We start from the raw sequence: 26,683 nt of genomic DNA on the forward strand, positions 1-26,683 counted from the left end.
TAACCACCCCAGACACCAACACATTAACCATCACTCCAACCCATGGAACAGCAACAAACATCAGCATTACACAAAACATCACAGCACCAGCAGTAAACGGAGGACAATTTGCCCAACAGCCAATACTAGAACTAAGAGATACCTATGGTAACCTCTGCACAAACAACAGTTCAGCAATAGTAACAGCCACAAGGCATGACAGCGGTAGCTGGACCCTAACAGGAAACACAACAGTCACAGCAGCAAATGGAGTGGTCACCTTCACAAACCTGGGAGCTACCAACGAAGCCGAAGTAAATGGAGTACAAATAGCATTTAACAGCACAGGCTTAACCCAAGTAACCAGTAATACAGTGAGTTTAGCAGTTGCTCAATATACAGTAACCTTTGATAGTCAAGGTGGCAGCTCAGTGGCAGCCATCACCAACTTAACACATGGAACCACAGTAACACTTCCAGCAGCTCCAACAAGAGAAGGTTATACATTTATTAACTGGAATACAGCAGCAAACGGTTCAGGAACAACCTTTGACAGCTCAACAGTAATAACAGGCAACATCACCGTTTATGCACAGTGGATAGATCCAGCTAGCATCAGAATAACAGCAAATCCTGATAACGTAAAAGGAAGCATTAATTTTAATCGAACCTTTACACTAAATGTCCTTAATGACACAGTAACAGGTTCCGTATATGCTAGCGATATAACTCTAGGTAATGAATTTAGCACATTAAGCATTAACTCTATAAACAATAACAGCAATACAGTAACATTAGCAGTGTCTGGATCAATAAATACACAAGGTATAGGAACCATATCCTTAAGCCAAAGCAAATTAAATCTTAGCACCGTTCCACTCATAGCAGAAGTAGTTGTTAGCTTTAACTCCATAGCATATCATGGAAATGGAAATACAGGAGGAAGCGTACCTACAGACAGCAACCTATATGAAGATGGAGCAACTGTTATAGTACTAGGTAATACAGGAAACCTAGTAAAAGAAGGATATACATTTGCAGGCTGGAACACCCAAGCCAACGGGCAAGACACAAGCTATACACAAGGATCAGCCGTAATCATAGGGACAAACAACCTTAACCTCTATGCAATGTGGACAGCCATTCCAAGTGGTGGAAATTCATCAGATAATACAGGAGGAGGAACAGGAGGAACAACACCAACAACAGAGGCTACACCAGCTCCAATAACAGAGACATATGCAATAGTCATAGTCAACGGACAAGAGCAAAATGCCGGAAAAGAAACAAAAACAACTGAAGATGGTAAATCAACTGTAATTGTAGAAGTTGATAGTAAAATCATTGAGAGCAAAATAGAAGAAGCTATTAAAAACAATACAATTAGAATAAATAATGTCCTTCAAGTTCCTGTTGCGGATGCAAAGGCAGAAGTAGTTAAAGTAGAGCTTACCGGAGATATAGTTAAGAAACTGGAAGAGAACACCTTCGATATAGCTGTTAAACACGATAATATAGAATACATTATACCGGCAGAAGAATTTAAAATAAGTAAAGTCGCAGAAAATCTTGGAATTAAGGAAACGAATCTTACTGAGATTAAAGTAGAAATAAAAATCACTAAGCTAGATGAAAAGGCGGTTAAAAGGTACAATGAAGTTGTCAAAGCAAATGGGGCTGAATTAATATTCCCACCAGTATCCTTTGAAGTAGTAGCAAAAACAACAAGAGCTGATGGGACAGCAGATGAGTTAAAAATCAGCAAATTCAGTAACTATGTAGAGCGGGTAATGGAAATCCCGAAAGGGTTAGATCCAAGTAAAATCACAACAGGTATTGTGTTAAACCCAGACGGGACATACAGCCATGTACCCACGTCAGTATACCAAAAAGACGGTAAATGGTATGCAAAACTGAGCTCCTTAACCAACTCTGTCTATGCGGTCATTTGGAATCAAGTAGAAATAAAATCGGTAGAGAACCATTGGTCAAAGGACACAGTTAACGACATGGCATCAAGACTTATTATCTTTAATCCAGAGAGTTTTGAACCGAACAATGCTATCACAAGAGCAGACTTTGCAGAGTACATTGTCAGAGCATTGGGTCTTTATAGAGAAGGTTCAACCCATGAGAACAAGTTTACGGATGTTAGCAGTACAGCAGACAGAACACTGGCGATACTCATAGCCAATGAATATGGTATTGTAACAGGTTATCCGGACGGAACCTTTAGACCGGATCAGCATATTACAAGAGAAGAAGCTATGGTGATGTACCAAAGAGCTATGATGGTGACAAAACTTACCGGTAGCGATGTTACAAGACATCATAAATATACAGATTTTGAACAAGTAAGCGAGTGGGCATCAAGTTATGTAAAAGCAGTATTGGAGGCTCATGTATTCAATGGAACAAGTACAACAACCATTTCGCCAAAATCGAAGCTGACCTATGCAGAGGCAGCACAGGCCATCAAAAATCTCTTAGTGGAATCGAAGCTTATTAATGAATAATGAAACAAATGGAGTGCTCTATTGATTAGAGCACTCCATTTTGGAATAAGTCAGATAAATCAGACAAAGGGACAGGGACTTGTCTGGCATATAACCTGATTCATGGATGTATACACGGAATAGTAATTAAGGAAAAGAATCAAAAGAGAATCTGTGGGAATGGAAAAGATACGTTGAAGAATAAGTGCCCAAAGCATTGCTTTGAGAGGGTATTTACGAGGTAAATGCGTAAAAGTGATTAATAAAAGATGATGGAATAAGTTCATTAAGATTAGTAGTAGTTTCTAACAAAGAGAGAAAATGAGGTTATCATTTTCAAAATAAGATTTGCAATCAGAATAAATTTCTGCCAACGAAAGTTGTTTGTGTGGTATCATAAAGACATAACTCCTTTTTTGAATTTTAGTGGATGCCTTTCTAAACAACTCAAGTTTATCATAAAGGAGGAATTCTATTTTATAAGAAAAAATATCACGTACTTATACGGGTTGTGGCGTTTCCCAAACGCCTAATAAAATAATATTGCAGGAGGTGATGTTATTATGAAGCTTAAAGGAAAAAAAGTTCTTTACATTGTTCATGATGATTTTGAGGATCTAGAGGTATGGTATCCGGTTCTTCGATTAAGAGAAGAAGGAGCCATAGTAGATATTGCAGGAGAAGAAGCTAACAAAAAGTATATCGGTAAATATGGAGTACCAATACATTCGGACTGCTCATTTCTTGATTTGAAGCCAGAAAACTACGATGCCCTTCTGGTACCTGGAGGCTGGGCCCCTGACAAGCTAAGACGCTTTAAAGAGGTATTAGATATTGTAAAATATATGGATGAAAATAAAAAGCCAATAGGTCAAATTTGTCATGCTGGTTGGATACTTATCTCTGCCAATATTCTTAAGGGTAAAAAAGTAACAAGCACCCCAGGAATCAAGGATGATATGGTAAATGCAGGTGCTGTTTGGCTTGATGAGCCAAGTGTTGTAGATGGACACATTGTTTCCAGTAGAAGACCACCTGATTTACCACAATACATGATAGACTTCATAGACGTTATGCAAAGATAGGTACAAAAAAAGTATATGGACAATAAAATTAATCAACATCCCAATGATAAATGGGATGTTGATTTTTGTTATTCCAAGTTTTTCATTTTTTTAGTTCTTTTTCTGCTGGACCTTCTATTATATCTCCATCAATTGAAAACCTTGACCCATGACAAGGACAATCCCATGTTCTTTCACCGTGGTTCCATTTTAACATACATCCCAAATGGGGACATGTATTACTAACTAAATGTAATTCTCCATCGGGGTCTCTATAGGCACCTACCCTTTTTCCATTTACACTAACAATTGACCCTTCATCCTTTTTGAGGGACTCCACTGTCCTAAAAGGATCTTTAAATCTGCCAGCAACAAATTTTTTCGCAACGTTGGCATTAAACTTAATATAATTTTTTATGCTTGGGTCGGCATGAAATCTTGATGGGCTAAAAACCTCTGTATAAGGATTGGATTTGTCCATTATTAAATCCTTTAATAAAAGAGCTGCTAAAGCGCTGGTGGTCATACCCCATTTCCTATAGCCAGTTGCAACAAAAATATTAGGAGTATTACTGGTCAGTCGGCCTATATAGGGGATATTATCGAGGGTAGTTAAATCCTGAGTAGACCATCTATATAATATTTCTTCCAAGCCAAAAATATCCTCACCAAAGGTTTTAAGGGCATAGTAATGCTCAGAGGTCTCCTTGTCTTTACCTGTAACATGGTTTTCTCCCCCTATTAACACGAGTTTTTCACCATTAATATTAGTATAACGAAGTGAACGTTTAGGATCGTCGGCACTTAAATACATGCCTCCAGGATAACCTATTTTTGTTTTAACTCCTAAAACGTAGGAGCGGTCGGGATACATTCTAGAAAAATATAAGCCCTTTATTCCATAAAAGGGGAAATGGGAGGCTATTATTACATTCTTACAGCTTATGTTGGCACCATTTTTTGTTATAACCTTTAATCCATCATCAGCTACAATATCCACAGCTGTTGTCTCCTCAAAAATATGTCCATCATTATTTACTATAAACTCTAGTAAATGATTTAAAAACTTTAGTGGGTGAAATTGTGATTGGTCCCTCATTACAGCGGCGGCCTTTATGTTTATGGGAACTGGAAGGCTTTCTACGTAATCTCCCCTAATTCCCAACTGTTGATACGCTTTTACCTCTTGATCTATTTTATTAATATATTTATCAGAAGAGGTATAGACAAAACTATCCTGTTTATCATAATCACAATCAATATTGTTATTTTTAATAATATTAGCATAAAATTTAATGGCATTTGTGTTGGCGGTATAATATAATTTTGCTTTTTCTTTTCCTATGTGGTTAATTAATTCAGCATAGATTAAATCATGCTGGGCAGTAATTTTTGCTGTAGTATGGGCAGTTGTGCCATTTAGAATATTACTGGCATCAATCAGCGTAACCTTAAATCCCTCTTGAAGTAAAAGATAGGCTGATATTATACCAGTTATACCACCACCAACAATAGCTACATCAGTAGTTATGTCCTGCGTTAAAGGTTCAAAGGACTGAGTCTTTACAGATGCTCTCCAATAGGGCTCTGGGCTTTGTGGGATTTTAATACTGTTAATATGGTTATCCAATAGAAATACCTCCAGTTAAACATTTGATAGTTTATAGGTTTTCCAAATAAGACAAAATAATGTAAATAGGAAATAAAACTTCAATTGAAATTAATAAGTAAGTTGCAGGGTTATAGATGATCAGTTCATTCATTAAAAGAAAAAAATTTATAAAGACGATAAAACAAAGTATGATAAAATAAAGAATAATAAATAGAGATTTTTAGGGGGGATAGAATGTCTATCTTAAAAAATGACTGGCAATTGCTACTGGAAGATATTTTTCAAGAACCATTCTACATAAAGCTTAGGGAAATTTTGATGAAGGAGTATAAGGGAAAAATAGTATATCCAGATAAACATGATATTTTTAATGCCCTGCACTATACCCCATATAAGGAGGTAAAAGCTGTGATTTTGGGGCAGGACCCATATCATGGAGAGGGGCAAGCCCATGGACTTAGCTTTTCCGTTAAACCTGGAATTAAAATACCGCCCTCACTGCAAAATATTTTTAAGGAGCTTCAGGATGATTTAGGGTGTAGTATACCTAATCATGGCTATTTAGAAAAGTGGTCAAAGGAAGGAGTATTAATGCTTAATACAGTTTTAACCGTTCGCAAGGGGGAGCCAAACTCACATAAAGGACTTGGCTGGGAATACTTTACTGATAATGTTATTTCTTTGCTTAATAAGAGGGATAACCCTATAGTCTTTATACTTTGGGGAAAAAATGCTCATGAAAAAGAGGCCCTTATAACGGCACCCCAGCATTTTGTTATTAAATCACCTCATCCAAGTCCTTTTTCAGCCCACAGGGGCTTCATGGGAAGCAAACCCTTTTCTAAAACCAACAATTTTCTTAAAAAAATGGGCTGCCGAGAGATCGACTGGCAACTTTAGGATATTTGAAATTTTTAAAGGATAAAAGCGCTTATTATAGAAATAAGAAAGAATAAAACATCAAATATATTGATTAAAAGAGGAGTATTATGAAAAAAATTGATCAGGTATATGATGCATTAGTTCAATTGGAGAAAAAATTTAATAGAGGAATTTCTGCTTACGAAGTCAGTCAGGTGCTAAAGAATGATAGAGCCAATGTAAGTAGGTACTTAAATATTCTTTATATTGAGAATAAAATTCTTAAAGCTGAGGGTCGCCCTGTCTTATATAGCTCTTTAAAAAAGGATGAAGTAATTACAGTAGTACAAGATACAAAGAATAGTGTTGATGAAATTACCCTTAGACAACAAAGCTTGCAAATACCAATACAACAAGCTAAAGCTGCTATTTTATATCCTCCGAGAGGGCTGCATACATTAATACTTGGCGAAACCGGTGTGGGAAAATCAATGTTCGCAGAATTAATGTATCAGTTTGCCATTGAGGCAAAGGTAATTGATACAGAAGCACCCTTTATTAGGTTTAATTGTGCAGATTATGCTGATAATCCACAGCTTGTAATGGCACAGGTTTTTGGAGTGAAAAAGGGGGCATACACGGGTGCGGATAAAGATAAGGAAGGCTTACTAAAAAAAGCAGATGGAGGCATTTTATTCCTTGATGAAGTCCATAGACTTTCACCACAGGGACAAGAAATGCTATTTACTTACATTGATACAGGCGTATTTAGATCATTAGGTGAAACGGAAAAAACCATTCAAGTTGAAGTGCAAATTATTGCTGCTACAACAGAGGACCCTCAATCCCATTTACTTAATACTTTTACAAGAAGAATCCCAATGATTATTACATTGCCTCCTTTAAGGGAGAAAAGCTTAGCTGAAAGATATTATTTAATTGAATATTTCATAAAAAAGGAATCAAAGAGAATAGGAAAAAGTGTATATGTAAATAGGAATTCCCTCATATCACTACTTCTTTACGATTGTCCCAATAATATTGGACAGCTAGGAAGTGATATTCAGTTGTCTTGTGCAAAGGCATTTGTAAATTATAAGTCAAATAAAGAAGAGTATATATTAATAACACAGTCAGATTTACCTCAGCATGTAAAAAAAGGAATGATGAGGATTAATGAATTACGAGATGAAATAGATCAGTTGGTAAACACAAAGTGTGACATTCTACGATTTAATTTTAGAGAGGATGTAGCACCTAATATAACCAGTAAACCTAGTGACAATGAGGACTTTTATGACGCAATTGAAAAGAAGCTAGAAGACTTAAAAAAATCTGGTATTGAGGCCGAGGAGATTAATCAGATAATCAATATAGATATTGAAAGCCATTTTCAAAAATATCTCGGAAACCTACATGAGGATATTAGAATACAGGAAATATCTAAGATAGTCGATGTAGAAGTATTGGAAACAGTCGAAGAAATATTAAGACTTGCTCAGAATAAGTTGGAAAGAAAGTATGATAAGAAAATTTACTATGGATTGGCACTACATATTCATGGATTTATTGAGAGAGTTAAGAAGGGTGTAAAAATATATCATCCAAAATTAAATTTGATTCGTGTTGAATATCCTGATGAATTTTTAGTAGCGATGGAGTCAGTAAAAATCATCGATAAAAAATTTCATGTTCAAACACCACTGGATGAAATCGGATATTTAACATTATTTTTCACCTCCAATCCATTAGATATTGATGGCGATGAAAAGATTAAGGTTGGTATACTTGTAATAATGCATGGAAACACAACTGCCAGTAGCATGGTTGATGTATGCAATACCTTAGTAGGGGCTCACCATGCAGCTGCTCTAGATATGCCCCTTAGTATGAAGCCATTGGATATGTATGAACTGGCTAAAAAACAGATAGTAAAGCTAGATAGAGGGCGGGGGGTATTATTATTGGTTGATATGGGTTCCCTCACCAATTTTGGAGATATGGTATATGAGGAAACCGGTATAATTGTAAAAACTATTGATATGGTCAGCACACCAATTGCTGTTGATGCATGCAGAAAGGCAGTTCTAGGAAGGGATATAAATGAAATCTATGAGAGCTTTAAGGACATTGGTTGCATGAATAAAGGTTTTGTTAAGAAAATAAAGATGACAAACAAAAATATTATAATAACAGCATGTTTTACAGGAGAAGGAGCATCAGAACGACTTAAGAGCATCATTGAGGAAAAATTATCCAACAATTATAATATTGAAATAATTCCTTTAAACATTTTAAATAGGAAGGGATTCAAGGCTTCCATTAATCAGTATAAAGAAAATCATAAGATTTTAGCTATTGTAAGTACCGTAGATATACATGTGAATGATATCCCATTCATTTCAGCAGCAGAAATGATTGCTGGTGATGGTATGAAGTATCTTGAAGATATTGTAAAGGAAGAGGAGAACTATGTTAAAATAGGAAAGTCATTAAAAAATCATTTAAAGTATATTGATGGAGAAAAAATTATAGATGAAATAAGACATACGATATCCGATATTGAAAGCCTGCTTAATCTGAAAATAAGGGACGAGGCTGTTATTGGCATCATTCTGCATGTTAGCTTTCTTTTAGACAAGCTAAAGGGTGGCGGTAAAGAAACTACTTTTGAAGGATTAATCCATTATAAAGATCAGTTTAATAGAGAAATGATAATAGTAAAAAATTGTTGCATAAGCTTAGAAAATAAGTACAAAATTGATATCGGAGAAAATGAACTAGCTTACATATGTAATATGATGATATCTAATAATGAAAATGAAGCTCTATAATATTAAATAATGCAATAGTGTGTAACTGTGTATAATAGTGTGCGTAAAAATCCGCACACTATTTTTAGTTTTTGAGTTCAGTTTAAAGCTATCAGGCAGTTGATTTAACTAGGTTGTATAGAAAATAATAAACTATTTCTATTATTAAATTAGTTGGCATCAATCTTGCTCTATATAACAGTGACAATAATGAAGGGAGTTGAGGAGTAAGGTGGAAAAGCTCACTGTTACAGTAAAGACAAAATCAGGATTACATGCAAGACCCGCTAGTATGTTGGTTGGAACATCTAAAAATTTTTCTTCAAATATAACTCTACAAAAACATAATAAATCAGCAAATGGTAAAAGCATTATGTCGGTATTGGGGATAGCAGCTAAAAATGGAGATTCAATTGAAATTGTTGCAGAGGGAACTGATGAAGCTGCTGCCATACAGGCCTTAAAGGAATTATTTGAAGAAAAGCTTATTCTAGAATAAAAACTTAATTAAGAGAGGAGGTTATTATGAGGTACTTTATAGGAATCGATGGAGGTGGTACAAAAACAATAGCATATTTAGGGAATGATATGAAGGAAGTTATATCAACAGCCCAGGTTGGGGCCACTAATTACCATAGTATTGGAATTGATATGGTAAGGGAGAGATTCAAGGAAATTTTTACCTATTTTGAAAAAGAGGAAAACGTAGCCATGGATAGAATTGAGGGATTATGCTTTGGCGGAGCCGGGATTGATTCTGCTGAGGACGAAAGAGTAGTGAGGCAACAGTTTGCAGATATAGGCTACAAAAACTATCTATCGGTGGTAAATGATTCTGTTATTGCACTTGTAGCAGCAAATGGCTTTAAAAGAGGTGGAATAGTTATTAGTGGTACTGGGTCTATAGCCTATGGCATAGATCAGTGGGGGAAAGGTCATCGGGTTGGTGGCTGGGGTCACCTTATTGATGATTATGGCAGTGGTTATGCAATCGCCAGAGATGCCTTAAGAAGAGTACTGGAGGGCTACGATGGCAGAAAAGCACAAAGTAAAATTTGGGATGAAGTAAAGAGCAAGCTTAATTTATCCCATCCCGAGGAATTAATTCAATTTATTTATTCACCCGACACAAAAAAACACCATATCGCTGAAATTGCTCCTGAAATAATAAAGCTCTATGGTATAGACGAAGGAGCCACCACCATAGTTGAAAAAGCAATAGATGATCTTTGGGAAATGACACATTCCTTAGCAAAAAGATTAAATGAGGATATTTTTTCACTAGGACTATGTGGGGGACTATTTGAAAACTCTAAAACCATAAGAAGGTTATTCATAGAAAAGGTAACAGAGATGCTTCCTGGCATAAACGTCCATTTACCCTATCATAAGGCAGTAATGGGGGCACTGATATTGGCTGTAGACAGTTTAGATAGGTAATCTATAATCTAAGGCTAAAAATGAGGAGGAAATGTAATGAAAAAAATAATGCTGGTATGTTCTGCTGGAATGTCCACCAGCTTGCTGGTAACTAAAATGACTACATCTGCAGTAAAAAAAGGGGTTTTAGCTAAGATTTTTGCCGTTTCTGAAACTGAGGCTTCAAAACACTTTGATGATATAGATGTACTATTATTGGGTCCACAAGTCAGATATTTACTTAGTAAAATGGAAAAGTCTCTGGCTGGAAAGGGAGTTCCTGTTGCCGTCATTGATAGTATCAATTATGGAACCATGAACGGAGAAGCAGTATTGAATCAGGCGTTAGGTTTGTTAGAGTAGATTTAATAAATTAGATACCTAATGGAATTATAAATTTAAATTAAGGGGGATAAAAATGAAAAAGTTTCTAGAATTTATGGAGAAGTATTTTATGCCGTATGCAGCTAAGATAGGTGGACAAAGACACTTAATAGCTATTCGTGATGGCTTTGTAGCTATAATGCCTCTCATTTTAGCTGGTTCATTCGCTGTATTATTAAACAACACTCTGGTTACTTGGGTTCCATTTTTCGAATTTTTAAGGGGTATAAATGGCAATGTTTGGTGGGGGACCTTTGCAATTATGACCCTTTTGGTTGTTTTCTCAACTGGATACAGCCTAGCAAAGGGATATGATGTAGATGGTTTGGCAGCTGGATTAGTTTCTATTGGTGCCTTTATTGCGGTTACTCCTCAGATCCATGGAGATGCAAGTTGGGGATATATACATTTCGGGTTTTTAAGTGCAACTGGGCTGTTTACTGGACTACTTGTAGCGATACTGGCTACTGAAATTTTTGTTAAATTAACAAAGAGAAATATAGTTATAAAAATGCCTGACACAGTACCACCAGCAGTTGGAAGAGCCTTTGCTGCTGTAATACCAGGAATAGCAGCAGTATATGTATCTGCTACAGTAGCGCATTTGATTTCTACTATTGGAAACACAAGTCTGTATGATTTAATATATAATACTATTCAAGTGCCACTTCAAGGATTGGGGCAGGGTCCTATATCAGCTATGATAGCGGCTATGCTTATCAATTTATTCTGGTTCTTTGGTCTACATGGAGCTAATCTATTAGATCCAATCATGAATACAGTTTACTTACCAGCACTTTTAGAAAATGCAGATTTAATTGAACAAGGATTAGTAGCAACAAATAATATAACTAGAGTTTTCTTTGACGCATATGTACATTTAGGTGGATCTGGAGCTACATTAGCATTAATAGCTGCAATATTTATTGGTACAAAAAAACGCAAAGAATACAAAGAGGTTGCAAAACTGGGCTTACCTAATGGAATTTTCCAAATTAATGAAGTTATGATATTTGGCTTGCCAATTGTTTTAAATCCAATTTTATTTATACCATTTTTCATTACTCCAGGTATACTTACACTAATTGCATATATAGCTACAGCAACTGGATTAGTGCCTCCTACCTTCGTAGCAATCCCATGGATAACACCAGTTGGAATAGGTGGATTTTTGGCTACAGGTGGAAGTATTATGGGTGCATTATTAGCTCTATTTAACTTCTGTGTAGCTGTGTTAATATATCTGCCATTTATTAAATTAGCAGATAAATATACAGAAGATAAAGCAGAAAAAAGTACAATTTAATAGATTTATAGAGTAGAGGTAAAGGGAGTGTATTACTCCCTTTACCTTATATCAATATAATAATGGGGTGAAAAACATGCAGTGTGGATTAAAAATTACTGTTATAGGTGGTGGCAGCAGCTACACACCAGAGCTAATAGAGGGTTTTATAAAAAGGACCAATGAACTACCAGTTAGGGAAATTCATTTGGTTGATATAGAAGAAGGAAAAGAAAAATTAAATATTATATTTGAGCTTACCAAAAGAATGATAAGAAAAGCAGGATTAGAAACAAAAATATATCAAACCTTAGATAGAAAACAAGCAATTAAGGATTCTGATTTTGTAGTTACTCAAATAAGAGTAGGTGGATTAAAGGCAAGGGCATTGGATGAAAAAATACCTTTAAAATATAATGTGATTGGTCAAGAAACAACAGGGCCAGGAGGTTTCGCAAAAGCCTTAAGAACAATACCTGTTATTTTAGATATTTGTAGAGAAATTGAGGTTCTTGCACCAAATGCATGGCTTATAAACTTCACTAATCCAGTTAGTATTATAACTGAAATGGTATTAAAACATACAAATGTGAGGACAATAGGACTTTGTAATGTGCCAATTGGTATGATTAATAATATTGCAAAGATACTTGGATACGAAAGCAGTCGTCTTAGAATAGACTTTGTTGGCTTAAATCATATGGTTTATGGTAAGAAAGTATATTTAGATGGTGATGATATTACAACAGATGTTTTAAGAAATCTGGCTGAGGGTAATTCTATAACAATGAAGAATATTCCAGATCTTGTTTGGGATAAAGATTTTATTAATGCTTTAGGGTTGTTACCCTGTCCATATCATAGATATTTCTATATGACAGATGAAATGCTGGAGGATGAAAAAAGAGCATTGCAGGAGAAAGGAACAAGGGCTGAGCAGGTTAAGAGAATTGAAGAAGCACTTTTCAATCTATATAAGAAGGTTGAGCTTGATGTAAAACCAAAGGAATTAGAGGAGAGGGGTGGCGCATACTACTCTGACGCTGCTGTCTCTTTGATAAGCGCTATTTATAATGATAAGAACGAAATTCATACTGTAAATGTACACAATAATGGTGGGATTGTAGATTTATCGGAGGATGTTGTAGTAGAGTTGAATGCTGTTATTGGCAAGTCTGGTGCTAGACCTATTGCATCAGGGAAATTGCCTATACAAATTAATGGCTTAATTCAAGCAGTAAAAAGCTATGAGCTATTGGCAGTAGAAGCAGGAATATCTGGGGACTATAACACAGCTCTAATGTCCCTTATGTCTAATCCTTTGGTACCATCAATAAAGGTTGCAAAAAAAATACTAGATGATATACTAATGGCAAATGTCGACTATTTACCACAATTTAATAAATAATAACCTAATGCAAGGAGCGATTAGATATGGATATTGAAGTTACTATATTTACTATAATTACCCACAGTGGGGAAGCAAGAAGTTCCAGTATGGAGGCAATACAAAATGCTAAGAAGGGTGATTATAAAAAGGCTACCAAATGCATGGAAGATGCAAAGGAAAAGCTAGCCTTGGCCCATGAGGCTCAAACTATGTTAATTCATTCTGAGGCACAAGGAAATAAGGTGGAAATATCTCTATTAATGATTCATGCGCAGGATCATTTAATGAATGCTATGACGGTTAAGGACCTAGCTGAGGAATTCGTTGATCTATACAGAAATGTAATGTGTAGAAAACAGGAGGTTGTATAGAATGCGGGAATTGGGAATTTCAATATACCCTGGAAATGGAAGTATGGAAGAAATAAAGAATTATTTATCATTGGCTGCTAAATATGGATTTACCAGGATATTTACTTGCCTAATATCAGCTAAGGGGGACAAAGACAAGATAATTGAAGAATTTAGGGAAATTGTTGGATTTGCAGATAGTTTAGGAATGAAGGTGATAGCAGACGTAAGTCCTTCAGTACTTGAAGAGTATAATATTGGCTATGAAGATCTAAAATTTTTTAAAGACATGAAGCTGTGGGGGCTAAGGTTAGATTTAGGCTTTAGTGGAATGGAGGAAAGCATAATGACCTTCAACCCCTATGGATTAAAAATAGAAGTGAATATGAGTAGTGGTACCAAGTATTTAGACAATATTCTTTCATATGTCCCAAACAAAGATAATTTAATTGGATGCCATAACTTTTATCCCCATAGGTATACAGGATTATCTAGAGAGCACTTTCTTAAATGCTCAAGGGAATATAGAGAGAAGGGTATTAGAACAGCAGCATTTGTTTCTTCCAATATCGGAAAAATTGGCCCATGGCAAGTAAGTGAGGGGCTATGCACTCTTGAAGAACACAGAAACTTACCTATAGAAACACAGGCGAAGGATCTGTTTAATACAGAGTTAATAGATGATGTTATTATTGCCAACGGGTTTGCCTCTGAAGAAGAGCTTAAAGGACTTGCAGAAATAAATAGAGATATGCTTTCGCTTAACATAGAGGTTTTGGAAGGACTTCCCGACATTGAGAGGAAAATTTTACTTGAGGAACTTCACTTCAATAGAGGGGATGTATCTGAATACATGATTCGTTCTACACAAAGCCGGGTTAAATATATGGATAACCATTTTAAACTTATGAACCCAAAGCAAATTGAAAGAGGAGATATAATAATTGATAGCTCCCTATATGATAGATATGCAGGAGAACTCCAGATTGCCCTAAAGGATATGGAAAATAGTGGAAAGACCAGTGTTGTTGGAAGAATATGTAAGGAAGAGGTATATCTTTTAGATTATATACTTCCATGGCAAAAATTTAAGCTAAGAGAAAAGGATTTAAAATAAAAAGATAGAAATAAATAGAATAAAAATAAATTAGAATACGAGAGGTGTTAATATGAATGCAATAATAAATGGAAGAATTATATTGCGGGATAAAATTCTAGATAATAAGGTATTGATATATGATGAAAAAATCATAATTATATCCGATGATATACCTGATGATGAAATAGAGGTTTTAGATGCTAAAGGACAATACATTTCTCCAGGCTTTATTGATATTCATATACATGGAGCTTTTGGCTACGATACAATGGATGACAATCCAAAAGCCATAGAAGCAATAAGCCAAAAAATATGCCAAAATGGAGTTACAGGCATATTGGCAACAACCATGACAATGCCACTTGACGATATAAGTAAGGCCCTTAAGAGAATTGGTGAGGCCATGAAAAATAGGCATAAGGGAGCATCGGTTTTTGGTGCCCATCTTGAAGGCCCATTCATTAACCCTATTAAAAAGGGTGCTCAAAGTGATAAATATATTATTGATCCTGACTATAATCTAATAAAAGAATTTCATGATGTAATAAAGATTATAACCATTGCCCCAGAGGTAGATGAAAATTTATCCTTTATAAAAAATGTAAAGAAGCATCATGAAATAGCTATGTCTATGGGGCATTCTAATGCCACATATGAAGAGGCAATGGATGCTATCTCGGCAGGCGTTGAAAGTGCAACACATATTTTTAATGGAATGACTGGATTCCACCATAGAGACCCTGGGGTTGTAGGAGCAATATTAAAGTCTAATATATATTGCGAGCTTATAGCAGATAAAATTCATGTCCATCCCGCTATTTTCAGCATTATAGGTGATGTAAAGGGAACAGACAGAATCATATTAATTACTGATTCAATGCAGGGGGCTTGTATGAAAAGTGGTACCTATGACCTTGGTGGACAATTGATTGAGGTTACCTCTAAAACTGCAAAGTTAAAGGATGGAACCTTAGCAGGAAGCGTTCTTAAGATGAATGAAGCAATTAAAAATTATTGGGAGAATACAAATTATAGTCTTCCGTATGTTGTTAATATGGCTTCTTTAAATCCTGCCAGCCTTATAGGCATTGATAAACTTCGGGGAAGCATAGAAGTAGGCAAATTTGCAGATTTGACAATATTTAATGAAGAACTGGAAATATCAACTACTATCGTCGAAGGTCAAATATGTTATGAAGGGAAGAAATAAGCATGAAAGTAATCGTTGCAAGAGACTATAATGAATTGAGCGAAAAGGCAGCGAATATCCTAGCCAGTCATATTGTTTTAAAACCCAATAGTGTAATTGGTTTGGCCACAGGTTCGACACCAATAGGTACATATAAAGAGCTGGTTAGGATTTATGAGGAAGGAAGAATTAGCTTTAAGGAGGTTGTCTCCTTTAATTTAGATGAGTACTATGGTTTAGATAAGAGCAATAAACAAAGCTATTACTACTTTATGAATAAGCATCTCTTTAATCATATAAATATAAAAGAGGAAAATATACATATACCAAATGGTATAGCTAAAGACATAGAGCTTGAGTGTAAAAATTACGAAGGCAAGATTAAGCAAGCTGGAGGAATTGATATTCAATTACTGGGAATTGGAAGAAATGGACATATTGGATTTAATGAACCAGATGTAAAGTTTGAAGCTTTAACCCACCTGGTTAATTTAGATGAAGATACAATAAATGCTAACTCTAGATTTTTCGGATCAATTGATAACGTACCTAAACTAGCCATTAGTATGGGAATTAAAACAATTATGCAGTCTAAGAAAATCATTCTATTGGCCAGTGGGTCAGAGAAGGCTAAGACAATATATAATATGATTCATGAAAAAATCACCCCTGAACTACCTGCATCGGTGCTTCAGCTGCATCAAGATGTTACTGTTATTTTAGACCAAGGGGCAGCACAGCTTTTGAATGAAGAAGGCCTACTACAAATGGAAGCATAGAGAGGTATTGTATGAAGGGAATAGGTGCATCACTGGATATAGCAATAATTAAAGAAACCTTAATGAAATTAACTTAATGTAAGTCTCAAATAAGAGCCCGCCAATTATAGAAGGTGGGTCTTTTTGTGTTTTACAAACCATTTTACTACTTTGAAGTTATAAGTGGCGTTTGGTGCAGACTATAGTTAGTTTATAGTATATATATTTTATAAAAAGTGAAGGACAAAGTCGAAAGATGTCGAATCATATATGTATTAACAGTTTTATATATTTTATGAAAAAAATAGGGGGGAATGACAAGTGAGTATGCGTAACTTTAGTATCAATTCCATTACAACTAGAATTATTGCTGCTATTGTAGTTTGCACCGTATTAACAGCTACATCAATAGGTATATTTAGCTCTATAAGAAGTGGTAGATTGATAGAAGAAGAAGCAACTTCAAAGTTAAGCTTTATGGTAGAGGCCTATGGTAATAGTTTTGATCAAGAGTTTTCTCAGGTGGAATACATTTCAAATGTCCTTGAGTATTTAATTACATCACAAATTAATATAGAAAAATTACAAGAAGATCCTGAATATTTGTATGACTTTAAAATGAGATTAGCACCTATGGTACAGGAACTTGCTCAAAAGGCTAGCAGTGCAAAATCTGCATATATTTATTTCAATCCAGACTTAACGGGTACTGAACATGACCTATATTATATTGATCATAACAGGGATGGAGTTGTTAGTAGACAAGAAGAAGTTTCTGCTACGTACTATGAAGATCCTACTGATGAATCTATGGCTTGGTGGTTTGCACCAGTACAAAATAAAAGGGGTATATGGACTGATCCATATGTGTGGGTATTTGATGATGGATCATATGATGTTTTTGTTTCCTATACAAAACCAGTATTTGTTGATAATAAACTAATTGCAGTTGTTGGTACTGATTTTATGTTTCAGGATATAGCAGAAATAATAAAGAATTTAACAGTTTATGATACTGGATATGGGTTTCTATTAAATGATAATTATGAATTTTTGATCCATTCATACTTAACTGAAGGTGAAAATTTTAGTGAAATAAGCAATGGAGAATATAGCTGGATAATTGATAAAATTCAACAAGATGGAAGTGTAGTGATTGACTATACTTTTGAAGGTACAGATGTAATTTCAGCTTTTGTGACAATGTCAAATGGGTGGATATTGGGTATTACTCCACCTAGAGAAGAGGTTTTTGAAAGCTTAGTGGCTCTAAGGAGAGTAACTAACTTTTTAATAATAATTGGTGTAATACTTGCCATTATAGCTGCATTTATAATTGGAGGTTTTATAACAAAACCCTTAAAGGAAACCTTCCAGCATATTGAGGTTATTTCTACTGGCGATTTTACACAAAGTATACCTGATAAAATCACCAAAAGAAAGGATGAAATAGGAAACATTGCTACGGGAATAGAGAGAATGCAGCAAAATATAAAAAGCTTAATAAAAAATTCTGTTGATGCCGTAACTGAGGTTGACACTTCATCTAGTTTGTTAGCAAAAACAGCAGATGATACTAGCATATCAGCTGGACAAATATCCCTTTCTGTAGACGAAATTGCTGAAGGAGCAACAGAACAAGCAAGAACTACGTTAGCAGCATCTCAAATGCTAACAGAGTTAAACAATACCTTTTCTCAGCTTCAGATTGGTAACAATGAAATTTTATATACAACGGAAAATGCAATGAAAGAAAATACCACCAGTAAGGAATCTTTAGAGGAGTTAAAGGATAAAAACAGATTTAATAACGAGTCCATAAGTAAAATAGAAAAGGTAATTGAAGAACTGAGTCTCAAATCATCAGATATTGGAAATATAATTGAAACCATAAGTACTATTGCTGATCAGACTAATCTACTGTCCTTAAATGCTTCTATAGAGGCGGCTAGAGCAGGAGAAGCGGGCAAGGGCTTTGTTGTAGTTGCAAATGAAATAAGAAAGCTTGCTGAAGAATCGGCAAAATCTACCGATAAAATCAGAAATATAGTAACAGCTATTCAGGCTGAAAGTACTAAAACAGCAGAAATTATGATGGAAGTAAAAAGCAGTTCAATTGAACAAACAAATTCGGTGGAACAGGTAAATATTTCCTTTACAAATACATCTAAATCAATAGACAATATATCCTTTGAAATAAAAAATATTAATAAGTTAATTGGTGAGGTTATCAGCAGTAAAGATAATATTACACAATGTATAGAGAACATTTCCGCTATATCACAACAGACGGCAGCGGCAACAGAGGAGGTAAGTGCAACTACACAACAACAAACAATAGCCATTGAAGAAGTAGCAAAACTTGCAGAAAATCTAAATGGTTTGTCTAAAAAACTAACAAATGAAATAAATCAATTTAAAATTTAACCGTACTTAATTGAAAAGGATATTTTATTTCTGGCAAGATTATGTTAGTAGAATAGATTTTTATATAGCTTTTAATGTTATAGCAATTTGCTAATTAATATAACCTAGATTCTCTGTAAATAATCAAAATCGAATTCTTTTTTATAAACGTAGAAACCCTAAGGAGGTAATCAAATGTTTAAACTTGATTTTGCAAATGAAATTGAGATTCTAAAACAATCATTTCTGATGGATTATGAAATCATTCGAAAAAATGTTGAAAAAGTAAAGAACATACAACTTCCTGATGATCGAGTATCCATCGAATCAGAGTTGGATAAGATTCTTAAAGCAGATAATTATATTTTTGGTATTTGGTTTGTAGGGTTTGATAACTACTTCAAAGATCAGACGAAGTATATAAATACAATGCATTATGACAAGACAGGGCAATTCAATTCTTATCATTACAAAACAAAAAAAGGTATATTGATTCAAAGATTGCCAGATGTTGAAAAAGAAGATTTCTATAATAAACCATTACGATCTAAAAAAATAGAAGTTTTAGAACCTTTTCATTATGAGATTGATGGAGTCCCAATTCTCATGACGACTGTAGCGAAATTGCTCAGAAAAGATAATCAGGATATGGGTGTTTTTGGAGTTGACATTACGCTGTTGGGACTTAAGCAAATCAACCATGATGTTTTAAATTTTTCACGGCCAAGGTCAAGAAGGGAATTGAAGGCACATATAGAAGCATCTGTGGATACATACAAAGATATCTTCTCTGGAATCATTGAAAAATTTGATTTTGTTGAAAGAAACACACAAAAAACCACAGAAAGTATTAAGCATTTGGACTCTAGCATAAAAGAAGTAAGTAAAGTTATAGAGGAAATTGCTAGTGGTGCTATGGATCAAGCAAAAGATCTAGAAGATGGAGTTGCCTATGCCAATGAACTTGGACAGCTGATCGATACCAATTACAAGAATATAGATCATATCCTAAAGGATTACCAAGAGTTGGTTCATGAAAAAACTAAGGGAATTGAGACCATACGTGAATTGAGTGTACTCATTGACAAAATGAAAGAAGAAATTTATTCTGTTAACGAGAAAATGAATCTAACTAGAGATAGTAGTGAAAACATTGAAAAGGCTAATAATATGATCAATTCGATTTCTGAACAAACCAATCTCCTCGCTTTAAATGCTTCCATAGAAGCGGCTAGAGCTGGGGAGGCAGGAAGAGGATTTTCTGTGGTTGCTGAGGAGATTAGAAAGCTGGCTGAAGAAACAAGTAGGTTCAATGCAGAAATAAGAAGCATTGTTAATGAAATGAAGACAAATATTGTATCGTCAAGCAATAATGTTAATGATGTGGTGAAAAAAAACGCTATAGTACTAGAAAAAGTTACACTAAATGAAGAAATATACAATAGGATTGATAAAAAAATTGAAAATATAAATAGAAACATTACGATGAACCTAGAGACAATAAAGACCATTGAAGAAAAGAAAAATGGTCTTATAGAAATTATGGAAAACCTTTCTTCGATATCTGAAGAAAATGCTGCCGGTACTCAAGAGGCTAGCGCAAGTATACAGGAGCAGGCTTCCATGATAGAAACAATTGTAACAAAGGCAGAAAATTTACTTCAAGATACCCACAGTGTTAAGGAATACTTACAGAAGTATTAATTTCAATTTGAAACATGCTAATTTATTGTTCAAGGAACTATTAAGTATATAAAACATAATTGGAGGGATTATATCATGAATAATCATCTTAAAAATGCAGATAAGGTAAGTACCTTTATCGTTAATTCCATTGTTTTACTAGTAACCAGCTTAGCAGTTATGAAGTATGGTTTTATAGGTGGATTAAAGCTATCTATTCCAATAATCATTGTTGCAGGATTAATCACAGGACTTTATTTTGTTAACATTGATAGTAAAAAAAAGGGGGTTATTTATGCATTACTAATTGCAATTATTGGGTTTAAGGACTTTTTGACACCAGGGATGAGTTTCAACGGTACATATGCAATAATTCTTTCAATAACTGTAATTTCAATGTATTTTAGTAAGAGATTAATAATTTTTCACAGTATTATTCTTAACATTATACTTATTTCAGTGTATTTCCTAAATCCCCAAGGACTTTTCAGCGGAGAAGCACGCTTCACACTACTTATGCTTCTTATGGTAAATGCAAATGCAATTTTTGTTTGTCTCTATTTTATAAATAAATGGAGTTCAGGACTTATCGATCTGTCGGAAGAAAAAGCAAAAGAGGCCATAAGTTTAGTAGATGTGTTAAATAATACATTGGGAAAGGTAAAAAGTGGGGCAAAGATCTTAAATGAAAGCATTAATGTTTTTTCGGAAAACATGGATTCAAATTTAACTACCATAGAAAATGTGAATGCTACTATACAAGAAATGACAGAAGGAGTACAACATCAAGCTGAAAGTATAAACATTATAAATAACAACATGACCGACATTGCTTACGAAATGAAAGAGACGCAAAGGGTTTCTGAGGATGTTTTAGAAAACTCTAATAATATGATTCAAAAAGTTACAGGTGGCACTCAGAAAGTACAACAAATGGGAACTCAAATGAAGACAATCAACGAAGCTGTAGGAACTTCTTTGACTATTGTTAACCAGTTGCAAAACAAAACCAATGATATTATTAGCTTTCTTGATTCCATTAATCAGATTGCCGAGCAGACGAATTTACTTGCTTTGAATGCAGCTATTGAAGCAGCAAGGGCAGGGGAACAGGGAAAAGGATTTGCTATAGTTGCCGATGAAGTAAGAAAGCTTGCTGAAGGAAGTTCAAAAATAGTAAAAGATATAAATAGTATTATTATGGAGATATCACATCAAACAGAAGAAGCTGTTAAAACTGTAAACCAAGGTGACACCGCTTTAAAAGCAGGAAATGATATTCTAGCGGAAGTATTGTCCTACTTTGATGATTTTACAGAAGGATTTCAAAAAACAAACAATTCCGTTACAGCAGAAATCAGAATGATTGAAAAGGTCTCTTCAAATATTATCTCTATACAAGAACAAATTGAAAGTGTAGCCAGTATTTCTGAACAACAAGCAGCTGCTACAGAAGAAGTATCTGCCACAATGGAGAGTTTAAGTCATGATGTATCTTCCATAAGTAGCTCCATAGGCAAAATTAATTCTTTAAGTCATGATTTAGAGGAAATTTCTAGATGTAATACAGCTCACTAAAGGGAAAAGCAAATAAAATCATGTAAGCGGAAAAATTATTCTGACAAATCAACTTATCAGAAAAAACTTGTCAGAAAGGTACTATTCTTTTAAGCCAAAGTTAATTACATACTCCACTCCATAAAAAACAAACCTCCACCAGTATGTGGAGGTTTGCCTAATTCTATACTATTTTTGTTGTCCAATTCTCACAATTCCAAACATCTGTTACAATATCCTGATAAAATTCAGGTTCATGGCATATCAGTAGAATACTTCCTTTATAGGCCTTTAAAGCCCTCTTAAGCTCATCCTTAGCTTCAACATCTAAATGATTGGTTGGCTCATCTAATATAAGAATATTTGTCTCTCTATTAATGAGCTTACATAACCGTACCTTTGCCTGTTCACCGCCACTTAATACCACTACTTTACTTTCAATATGCTTAGTTGTTAGTCCACACTTTGCTAAAGCTGCCCGAACCTCATATTGGCTTAGTGAAGGGAAGTCTTTCCAAACCTCTTCTATACATGTGTTATAATTTGCATCTCTAATCTCCTGCTGAAAATAACCTATGTGAAGGTAGTCCCCTAACTCAACTGAGCCAGAAATTCCTTTTATTTCTCCAAGAATACTCTTCAGTAGAGTAGTTTTACCTAAGCCATTAGCCCCAACAAGGGCTATTTTTTGCCCTCGCTCCATTTGTAATTCAAGTGGTCTAGATAGGGGTTCGTCATAGCCAATAACCAAATTGTCTGTTTTAAAAACCAACTTACCAGAGGTTCTTGCTTCTCTAAAATTAAACTCTGGCTTGGGCTTTTCTCTTGCCAGTTCAATAACATCCATTTTATCTAATTTCTTCTGTCGAGACATGGCCATATTTCTTGTTGCTACCCTTGCCTTATTCCTAGCAACAAAATCCTTAAGCTCTTCAATTTCTTGCTGCTGCTTTCTGTAGGCAGACTCCAATTGTTGCTTTTTCGCCTCATAAACCTGAATGTAGCTATCGTAGTCACCAACATAACGATTTAATTCTTGGTTTTCCATATGATAAATTAAATTAATTACACTATTAAGGAAGGGAATATCGTGGGATATTAGAATAAATGCATTTTCATATTCCTGTAGATATCTTTTAAGCCATTCAATATGCTGTTCATCCAGGTAGTTTGTTGGCTCATCTAGAAGTAAAATATCAGGCTTCTCCAGGAGTAGCTTAGCAAGTAATACCTTTGTCCTTTGTCCTCCACTAAGATCCTGAACATCATTATCAATGCCAATATCATCTAAACCTAAGCCCCGTGCAATTTCTTCCACCTTCGCATCAATGATGTAAAAGTCGTTATTAGTTAGAATATCTTGAATATCACCCATATCCTCCATCAATTGGTCTAATTCCTCTGGAGTAGCCTCTGCCATCTTCTCACATATAGCATTCATTTCAGCTTCCATGTCAAAAAGATATTTAAAGGCATTCTTTAAGGCATCTCTAATAGTCATACCCTTATGAAGAGTTGTGTGTTGATCAAGATAACCAACACGTACATTTTTTGACCATTCTACTTGACCATCATCGGGCTCTAGCTTTCCAGTAATTATATTCATAAATGTTGATTTTCCTTCACCATTAGCCCCGATTAAACCTATATGCTCACCCTTAAGCAGACGGAAGGAGACATTATTAAAAATTGCTCTATCTCCAAAGCCATGACTTAAATTTTTCACTGTCAATATACTCATTGTAATCTCCTTTCATTCGTTGAAAAAGACAATATATGTTAAAATATCATATACATAATAATAAGACACACATAATAGATTATATACGACATTATTACATCAGAAAAGAGATTTTTTAGAAACATTTATGGAAAATTAATCTTACTGATAATGAACAATATTAATAAATAATTAAATAGTAAGCTTTAACACTATCATAAAAAGAGAGCTACATTTAGTAGCTCTGAGGTTGTTAAAAAAGTCAACAATATCTGGACTGTTAAAAAACTTTTATATTCGAGACGCAATAAAAACTGTCTGAGCTACATTTAGTAGCTCTAGTAATTGTAAATTAGTCTATAATTGTCAATTCTTTAGTATAGTTGTTAAGAACTAAACATCCATCATCAGTTACAACAACTAAATCCTCGATTCTAACTCCAAATCCACCTGGAAGATAAATCCCAGGCTCAATAGAAAAAATCATTCCAGGTAAAACAACATTGGTATTAGTTGAAGAGACATCACCTTCATCATGGACTTCAAGACCAATTGAATGACCAGTTCTATGGGTGAAATATTTCCCATAACCCATTTCCTCAATATAACTTCTTGCAGCTATATCTATATCACAAAATCTTACGCCAGGCTTTACAGTTGCAATAGCCCTTGCATTTGCTTCCTTAACAATATTATAAACCCTTCGCCCTTCTTCCGATACAGATTTATAAAACACAGTTCTTGTCATATCAGAACAATAGAATGATTTTTTACAACCAATATCTATGATAACACTATCACCAGGCTTTGGCGATGAACCATCTGGCTCGTGATGAGGATCACTACAGTTTGCACCAAAAGCTATAATAGGATCAAAGGAAGGTCCATCTGTACCTAAAGAATCATAAATATCTATAAGCTTATTGCATATTTCCTTCTCAGAGGAATCACCAGCTATTAAACCAATAACTTTTTCAATTGCACAATCGTTAAGGCTTGATGCCTCCTTCATTAATTCTATCTCCTTAGTATCCTTTATCATACGTATGGTATCAATTATAAAGGATCCATTTACAAAGTTATAATCAGATTTAAGCTCCATTAGCTGCAAAAGAAATCTTGAAGGCCAATTTTTATCGATACCAATGGTTTTAATTAAAGCTGTATCTATAAACTTAGCAAGGATTTTTACTGGGTAGTCAGTATCCTTATACCAAATCTTTTCAATACCAATCTCTTCGGTTAAAGGGAAGAGTTCATTTATTAATAGCTTATGATTACCTGATTCAGTTAAATAAAGGGCAAGCAGCCTTTCTCCAGGACTGATCCACTTATTTGTAAGATAATAAATTGAAGCTGGGTCAGTAATAATCATATGTGGAATGCTATTAACCTTCATTTCCTGAAGTACTTTTTGCAGACGTAAATTTTCCATAGTGACACTCCTTTTTTTCATTTTTATATATAATTCTATAAATAAGTAATATTTACCTTTCTTATTTAGTTAATTTTTAATGAATTATATATAGATAAAAGGAAATTTTTATTAGATACTATAAATATTTTATTTTTGAAAGGAAATAACCTAAATTAGTCGAAATTGTAGCTTAATAAAATAAGAGAATGAGGTGAACTTATTGTACTATATGGGAGTTGACTTAGGGGGTACCAGCATAAAGGTTGGGCTAATAACTGAAGAAGGAAATATAATAAATAAGGTCAGTGGACCTACGGAAGTAGAGAAGGGACCAGAAGGGATAATTAATAAAATAGTAGATCTAATTGATGAGGTTTGTAAATTAACCGGTATTAAATTAGAAGCTATTAAAGCAGTAGGAGTAGGTATACCAGGGGTATCCAGAGATGACGGATTGGTATATTTTGCTACAAACCTTTTTTGGACAAATGTGCCCATAGGTCAATCACTAAGAGAAAAGCTAGGGTTGCCGGTTTATATTGAAAATGATGCAACTGTCGCAGCTGTTGCAGAATTTATAAAGGGCGGAACAAAAGGGACAAACAATTCAATATTTTTAACACTTGGTACAGGAGTTGGTGGTGGTCTAATTATTAATAAAAAAGTATATAGTGGAAGTCATGGTATAGGTACAGAAATGGGACACATGGTAATTGGAAAAAACTTCTATGACTGCAATTGCGGTAATAATGGATGCTGGGAGACCTTTGTTTCTGCAACAGCAATGAATAAGCACTGCATAAAGCTTTTAGAAGAAGGTAATAAAAGCACTATTATTGATAAAGTAGCTGGAGAAAGAAGGTTAATAAATGCCAAGCTAATTTTTGATTGTGCAACAGAAGAAGATGAAGTTGCACTATTGGTAGTGGAGCGAATGATAAAATACCTGGCGATAGGAATAGCAAATTTGATAAACATTTTTGACCCAGAGGTTATCGCTATTGGCGGAGGCATTTCAGGTGCAGGCAATCTACTTCTTGATAAATTGAAGAAAGAAATTGTTAAAACAATTTATGTGAAAAATATGAATATAACAGAAATAGTTTTAGCGCAGCTTGGTAATGACGCAGGAATTATAGGAAGTGGTATGTATGGAAAAATGCAGCTTGAGGAAGGACAAAACTAGAAAGTGAGGGATAAAA

The 26,683-nt window shown here is 34.5% G+C and carries 20 protein-coding genes and 1 pseudogene; 17 read left to right on the forward strand and 4 right to left on the reverse strand.

The genetic code is table 11. The features are described 5' to 3' along the window. Window positions 1-2,495 (forward strand): InlB B-repeat-containing protein (locus BLP68_RS06540; RefSeq protein WP_091541479.1); only part of this gene is annotated, 2,495 nt, incomplete at its 5' end. 122 nt (window positions 2,496-2,617) lie between these two features. On the opposite strand, the pseudogene BLP68_RS06545 reads toward BLP68_RS06540, so the two are convergent. Next, window positions 2,618-2,872: pseudogene (locus BLP68_RS06545) on the reverse strand (ISNCY family transposase); the annotation flags it as partial. Between the two features lie 165 nt (window positions 2,873-3,037). Here BLP68_RS06545 and BLP68_RS06550 point away from each other — a divergent pair. Continuing rightward, the gene (locus BLP68_RS06550; protein ID WP_091541482.1) at window positions 3,038-3,559 is read left to right on the forward strand and encodes a type 1 glutamine amidotransferase domain-containing protein; all 522 of its coding nucleotides are present in this window, start codon (window positions 3,038-3,040) and stop codon (window positions 3,557-3,559) included. Between the two features lie 82 nt (window positions 3,560-3,641). On the opposite strand, the gene BLP68_RS06555 is transcribed toward BLP68_RS06550, so the two are convergent. Beyond that, the gene (locus BLP68_RS06555; protein ID WP_207647886.1) at window positions 3,642-5,168 is read right to left on the reverse strand and encodes an FAD-dependent oxidoreductase; all 1,527 of its coding nucleotides are present in this window, start codon (window positions 5,166-5,168) and stop codon (window positions 3,642-3,644) included. A gap of 216 nt (window positions 5,169-5,384) precedes the next feature. Between BLP68_RS06555 and BLP68_RS06560 the strand changes: the two genes are divergently transcribed. The 14 genes from BLP68_RS06560 (at window position 5,385) to BLP68_RS06625 (ending at window position 22,365) form a co-directional block, all read left to right on the forward strand. After that, the gene (locus BLP68_RS06560; protein WP_091541485.1) at window positions 5,385-6,050 is read left to right on the forward strand and encodes a uracil-DNA glycosylase; all 666 of its coding nucleotides are present in this window, start codon (window positions 5,385-5,387) and stop codon (window positions 6,048-6,050) included. A gap of 89 nt (window positions 6,051-6,139) precedes the next feature. Beyond that, the gene (locus BLP68_RS06565; RefSeq protein ID WP_091541487.1) at window positions 6,140-8,845 is read left to right on the forward strand and encodes a sigma-54-dependent transcriptional regulator; all 2,706 of its coding nucleotides are present in this window, start codon (window positions 6,140-6,142) and stop codon (window positions 8,843-8,845) included. Between the two features lie 211 nt (window positions 8,846-9,056). Further along, window positions 9,057-9,323 (forward strand): HPr family phosphocarrier protein, encoded by a 267-nt coding sequence (locus tag BLP68_RS06570; protein WP_091541490.1) that lies wholly within the window; start codon window positions 9,057-9,059, stop codon window positions 9,321-9,323. 26 nt (window positions 9,324-9,349) lie between these two features. Beyond that, window positions 9,350-10,264, forward strand: a complete 915-nt coding sequence (locus BLP68_RS06575; RefSeq protein WP_091541491.1) for an N-acetylglucosamine kinase — start codon at window positions 9,350-9,352, stop codon at window positions 10,262-10,264. A gap of 36 nt (window positions 10,265-10,300) precedes the next feature. Next, window positions 10,301-10,606: a PTS sugar transporter subunit IIB gene (locus tag BLP68_RS06580; RefSeq protein ID WP_091541493.1), complete on the forward strand. Its 306-nt coding sequence runs from the start codon at window positions 10,301-10,303 to the stop codon at window positions 10,604-10,606. A 55-nt stretch (window positions 10,607-10,661) separates the two neighbouring features. Next, entirely contained in the window at window positions 10,662-11,933 is a 1,272-nt protein-coding gene (locus tag BLP68_RS06585) for a PTS sugar transporter subunit IIC (RefSeq protein WP_091541496.1), read from the forward strand. Between the two features lie 76 nt (window positions 11,934-12,009). Further along, on the forward strand, window positions 12,010-13,320 hold the full coding sequence (locus BLP68_RS06590; protein ID WP_091541498.1) for a 6-phospho-beta-glucosidase: 1,311 nt from the start codon (window positions 12,010-12,012) through the stop codon (window positions 13,318-13,320). Window positions 13,321-13,346: 26 nt separating this feature from the next. Next, window positions 13,347-13,673, forward strand: a complete 327-nt coding sequence (locus BLP68_RS06595; protein ID WP_091541500.1) for a PTS sugar transporter subunit IIA — start codon at window positions 13,347-13,349, stop codon at window positions 13,671-13,673. A gap of 1 nt (window position 13,674) precedes the next feature. Continuing rightward, entirely contained in the window at window positions 13,675-14,769 is a 1,095-nt protein-coding gene (locus BLP68_RS06600) for a DUF871 domain-containing protein (protein ID WP_091541503.1), read from the forward strand. Window positions 14,770-14,821: 52 nt separating this feature from the next. Next, window positions 14,822-15,961, forward strand: coding sequence for an N-acetylglucosamine-6-phosphate deacetylase (gene nagA / locus BLP68_RS06605; RefSeq protein ID WP_091541504.1), 1,140 nt, complete (start codon window positions 14,822-14,824; stop codon window positions 15,959-15,961). 2 nt (window positions 15,962-15,963) lie between these two features. Next, window positions 15,964-16,719, forward strand: a complete 756-nt coding sequence (nagB, locus tag BLP68_RS06610) for a glucosamine-6-phosphate deaminase (protein WP_091541507.1) — start codon at window positions 15,964-15,966, stop codon at window positions 16,717-16,719. Between the two features lie 306 nt (window positions 16,720-17,025). Then, complete coding sequence (locus tag BLP68_RS06615; RefSeq protein WP_242876928.1) at window positions 17,026-19,125, forward strand: methyl-accepting chemotaxis protein; 2,100 nt, start codon at window positions 17,026-17,028, stop codon at window positions 19,123-19,125. A 174-nt stretch (window positions 19,126-19,299) separates the two neighbouring features. Next, window positions 19,300-20,808: a methyl-accepting chemotaxis protein gene (locus BLP68_RS06620; protein ID WP_091541511.1), complete on the forward strand. Its 1,509-nt coding sequence runs from the start codon at window positions 19,300-19,302 to the stop codon at window positions 20,806-20,808. 75 nt (window positions 20,809-20,883) lie between these two features. Then, window positions 20,884-22,365 carry a methyl-accepting chemotaxis protein gene (locus tag BLP68_RS06625; RefSeq protein ID WP_091541514.1) on the forward strand — a complete coding sequence of 494 codons (1,482 nt, stop codon included), beginning with the start codon at window positions 20,884-20,886 and terminating at the stop codon, window positions 22,363-22,365. A 163-nt stretch (window positions 22,366-22,528) separates the two neighbouring features. On the opposite strand, the gene BLP68_RS06630 is transcribed toward BLP68_RS06625, so the two are convergent. Next, window positions 22,529-24,085, reverse strand: a complete 1,557-nt coding sequence (locus BLP68_RS06630) for an ABC-F family ATP-binding cassette domain-containing protein (protein WP_091541517.1) — start codon at window positions 24,083-24,085, stop codon at window positions 22,529-22,531. Between the two features lie 331 nt (window positions 24,086-24,416). Continuing rightward, a complete protein-coding gene (locus tag BLP68_RS06635) occupies window positions 24,417-25,499 on the reverse strand; it encodes a M24 family metallopeptidase (RefSeq protein WP_091541520.1) in 1,083 nt (360 codons plus the stop codon). A gap of 211 nt (window positions 25,500-25,710) precedes the next feature. On the opposite strand from BLP68_RS06635, the gene BLP68_RS06640 reads away from it, so the two are divergent. Continuing rightward, window positions 25,711-26,667, forward strand: coding sequence for an ROK family protein (locus BLP68_RS06640; RefSeq protein ID WP_278278201.1), 957 nt, complete (start codon window positions 25,711-25,713; stop codon window positions 26,665-26,667). Window positions 26,668-26,683 lie beyond the last annotated feature (16 nt).

The organism is Alkaliphilus peptidifermentans DSM 18978 (genome assembly GCF_900101495.1).
Taxonomy (GTDB): Bacteria; Bacillota; Clostridia; order Peptostreptococcales; family Natronincolaceae; genus Alkaliphilus_C; species Alkaliphilus_C peptidifermentans.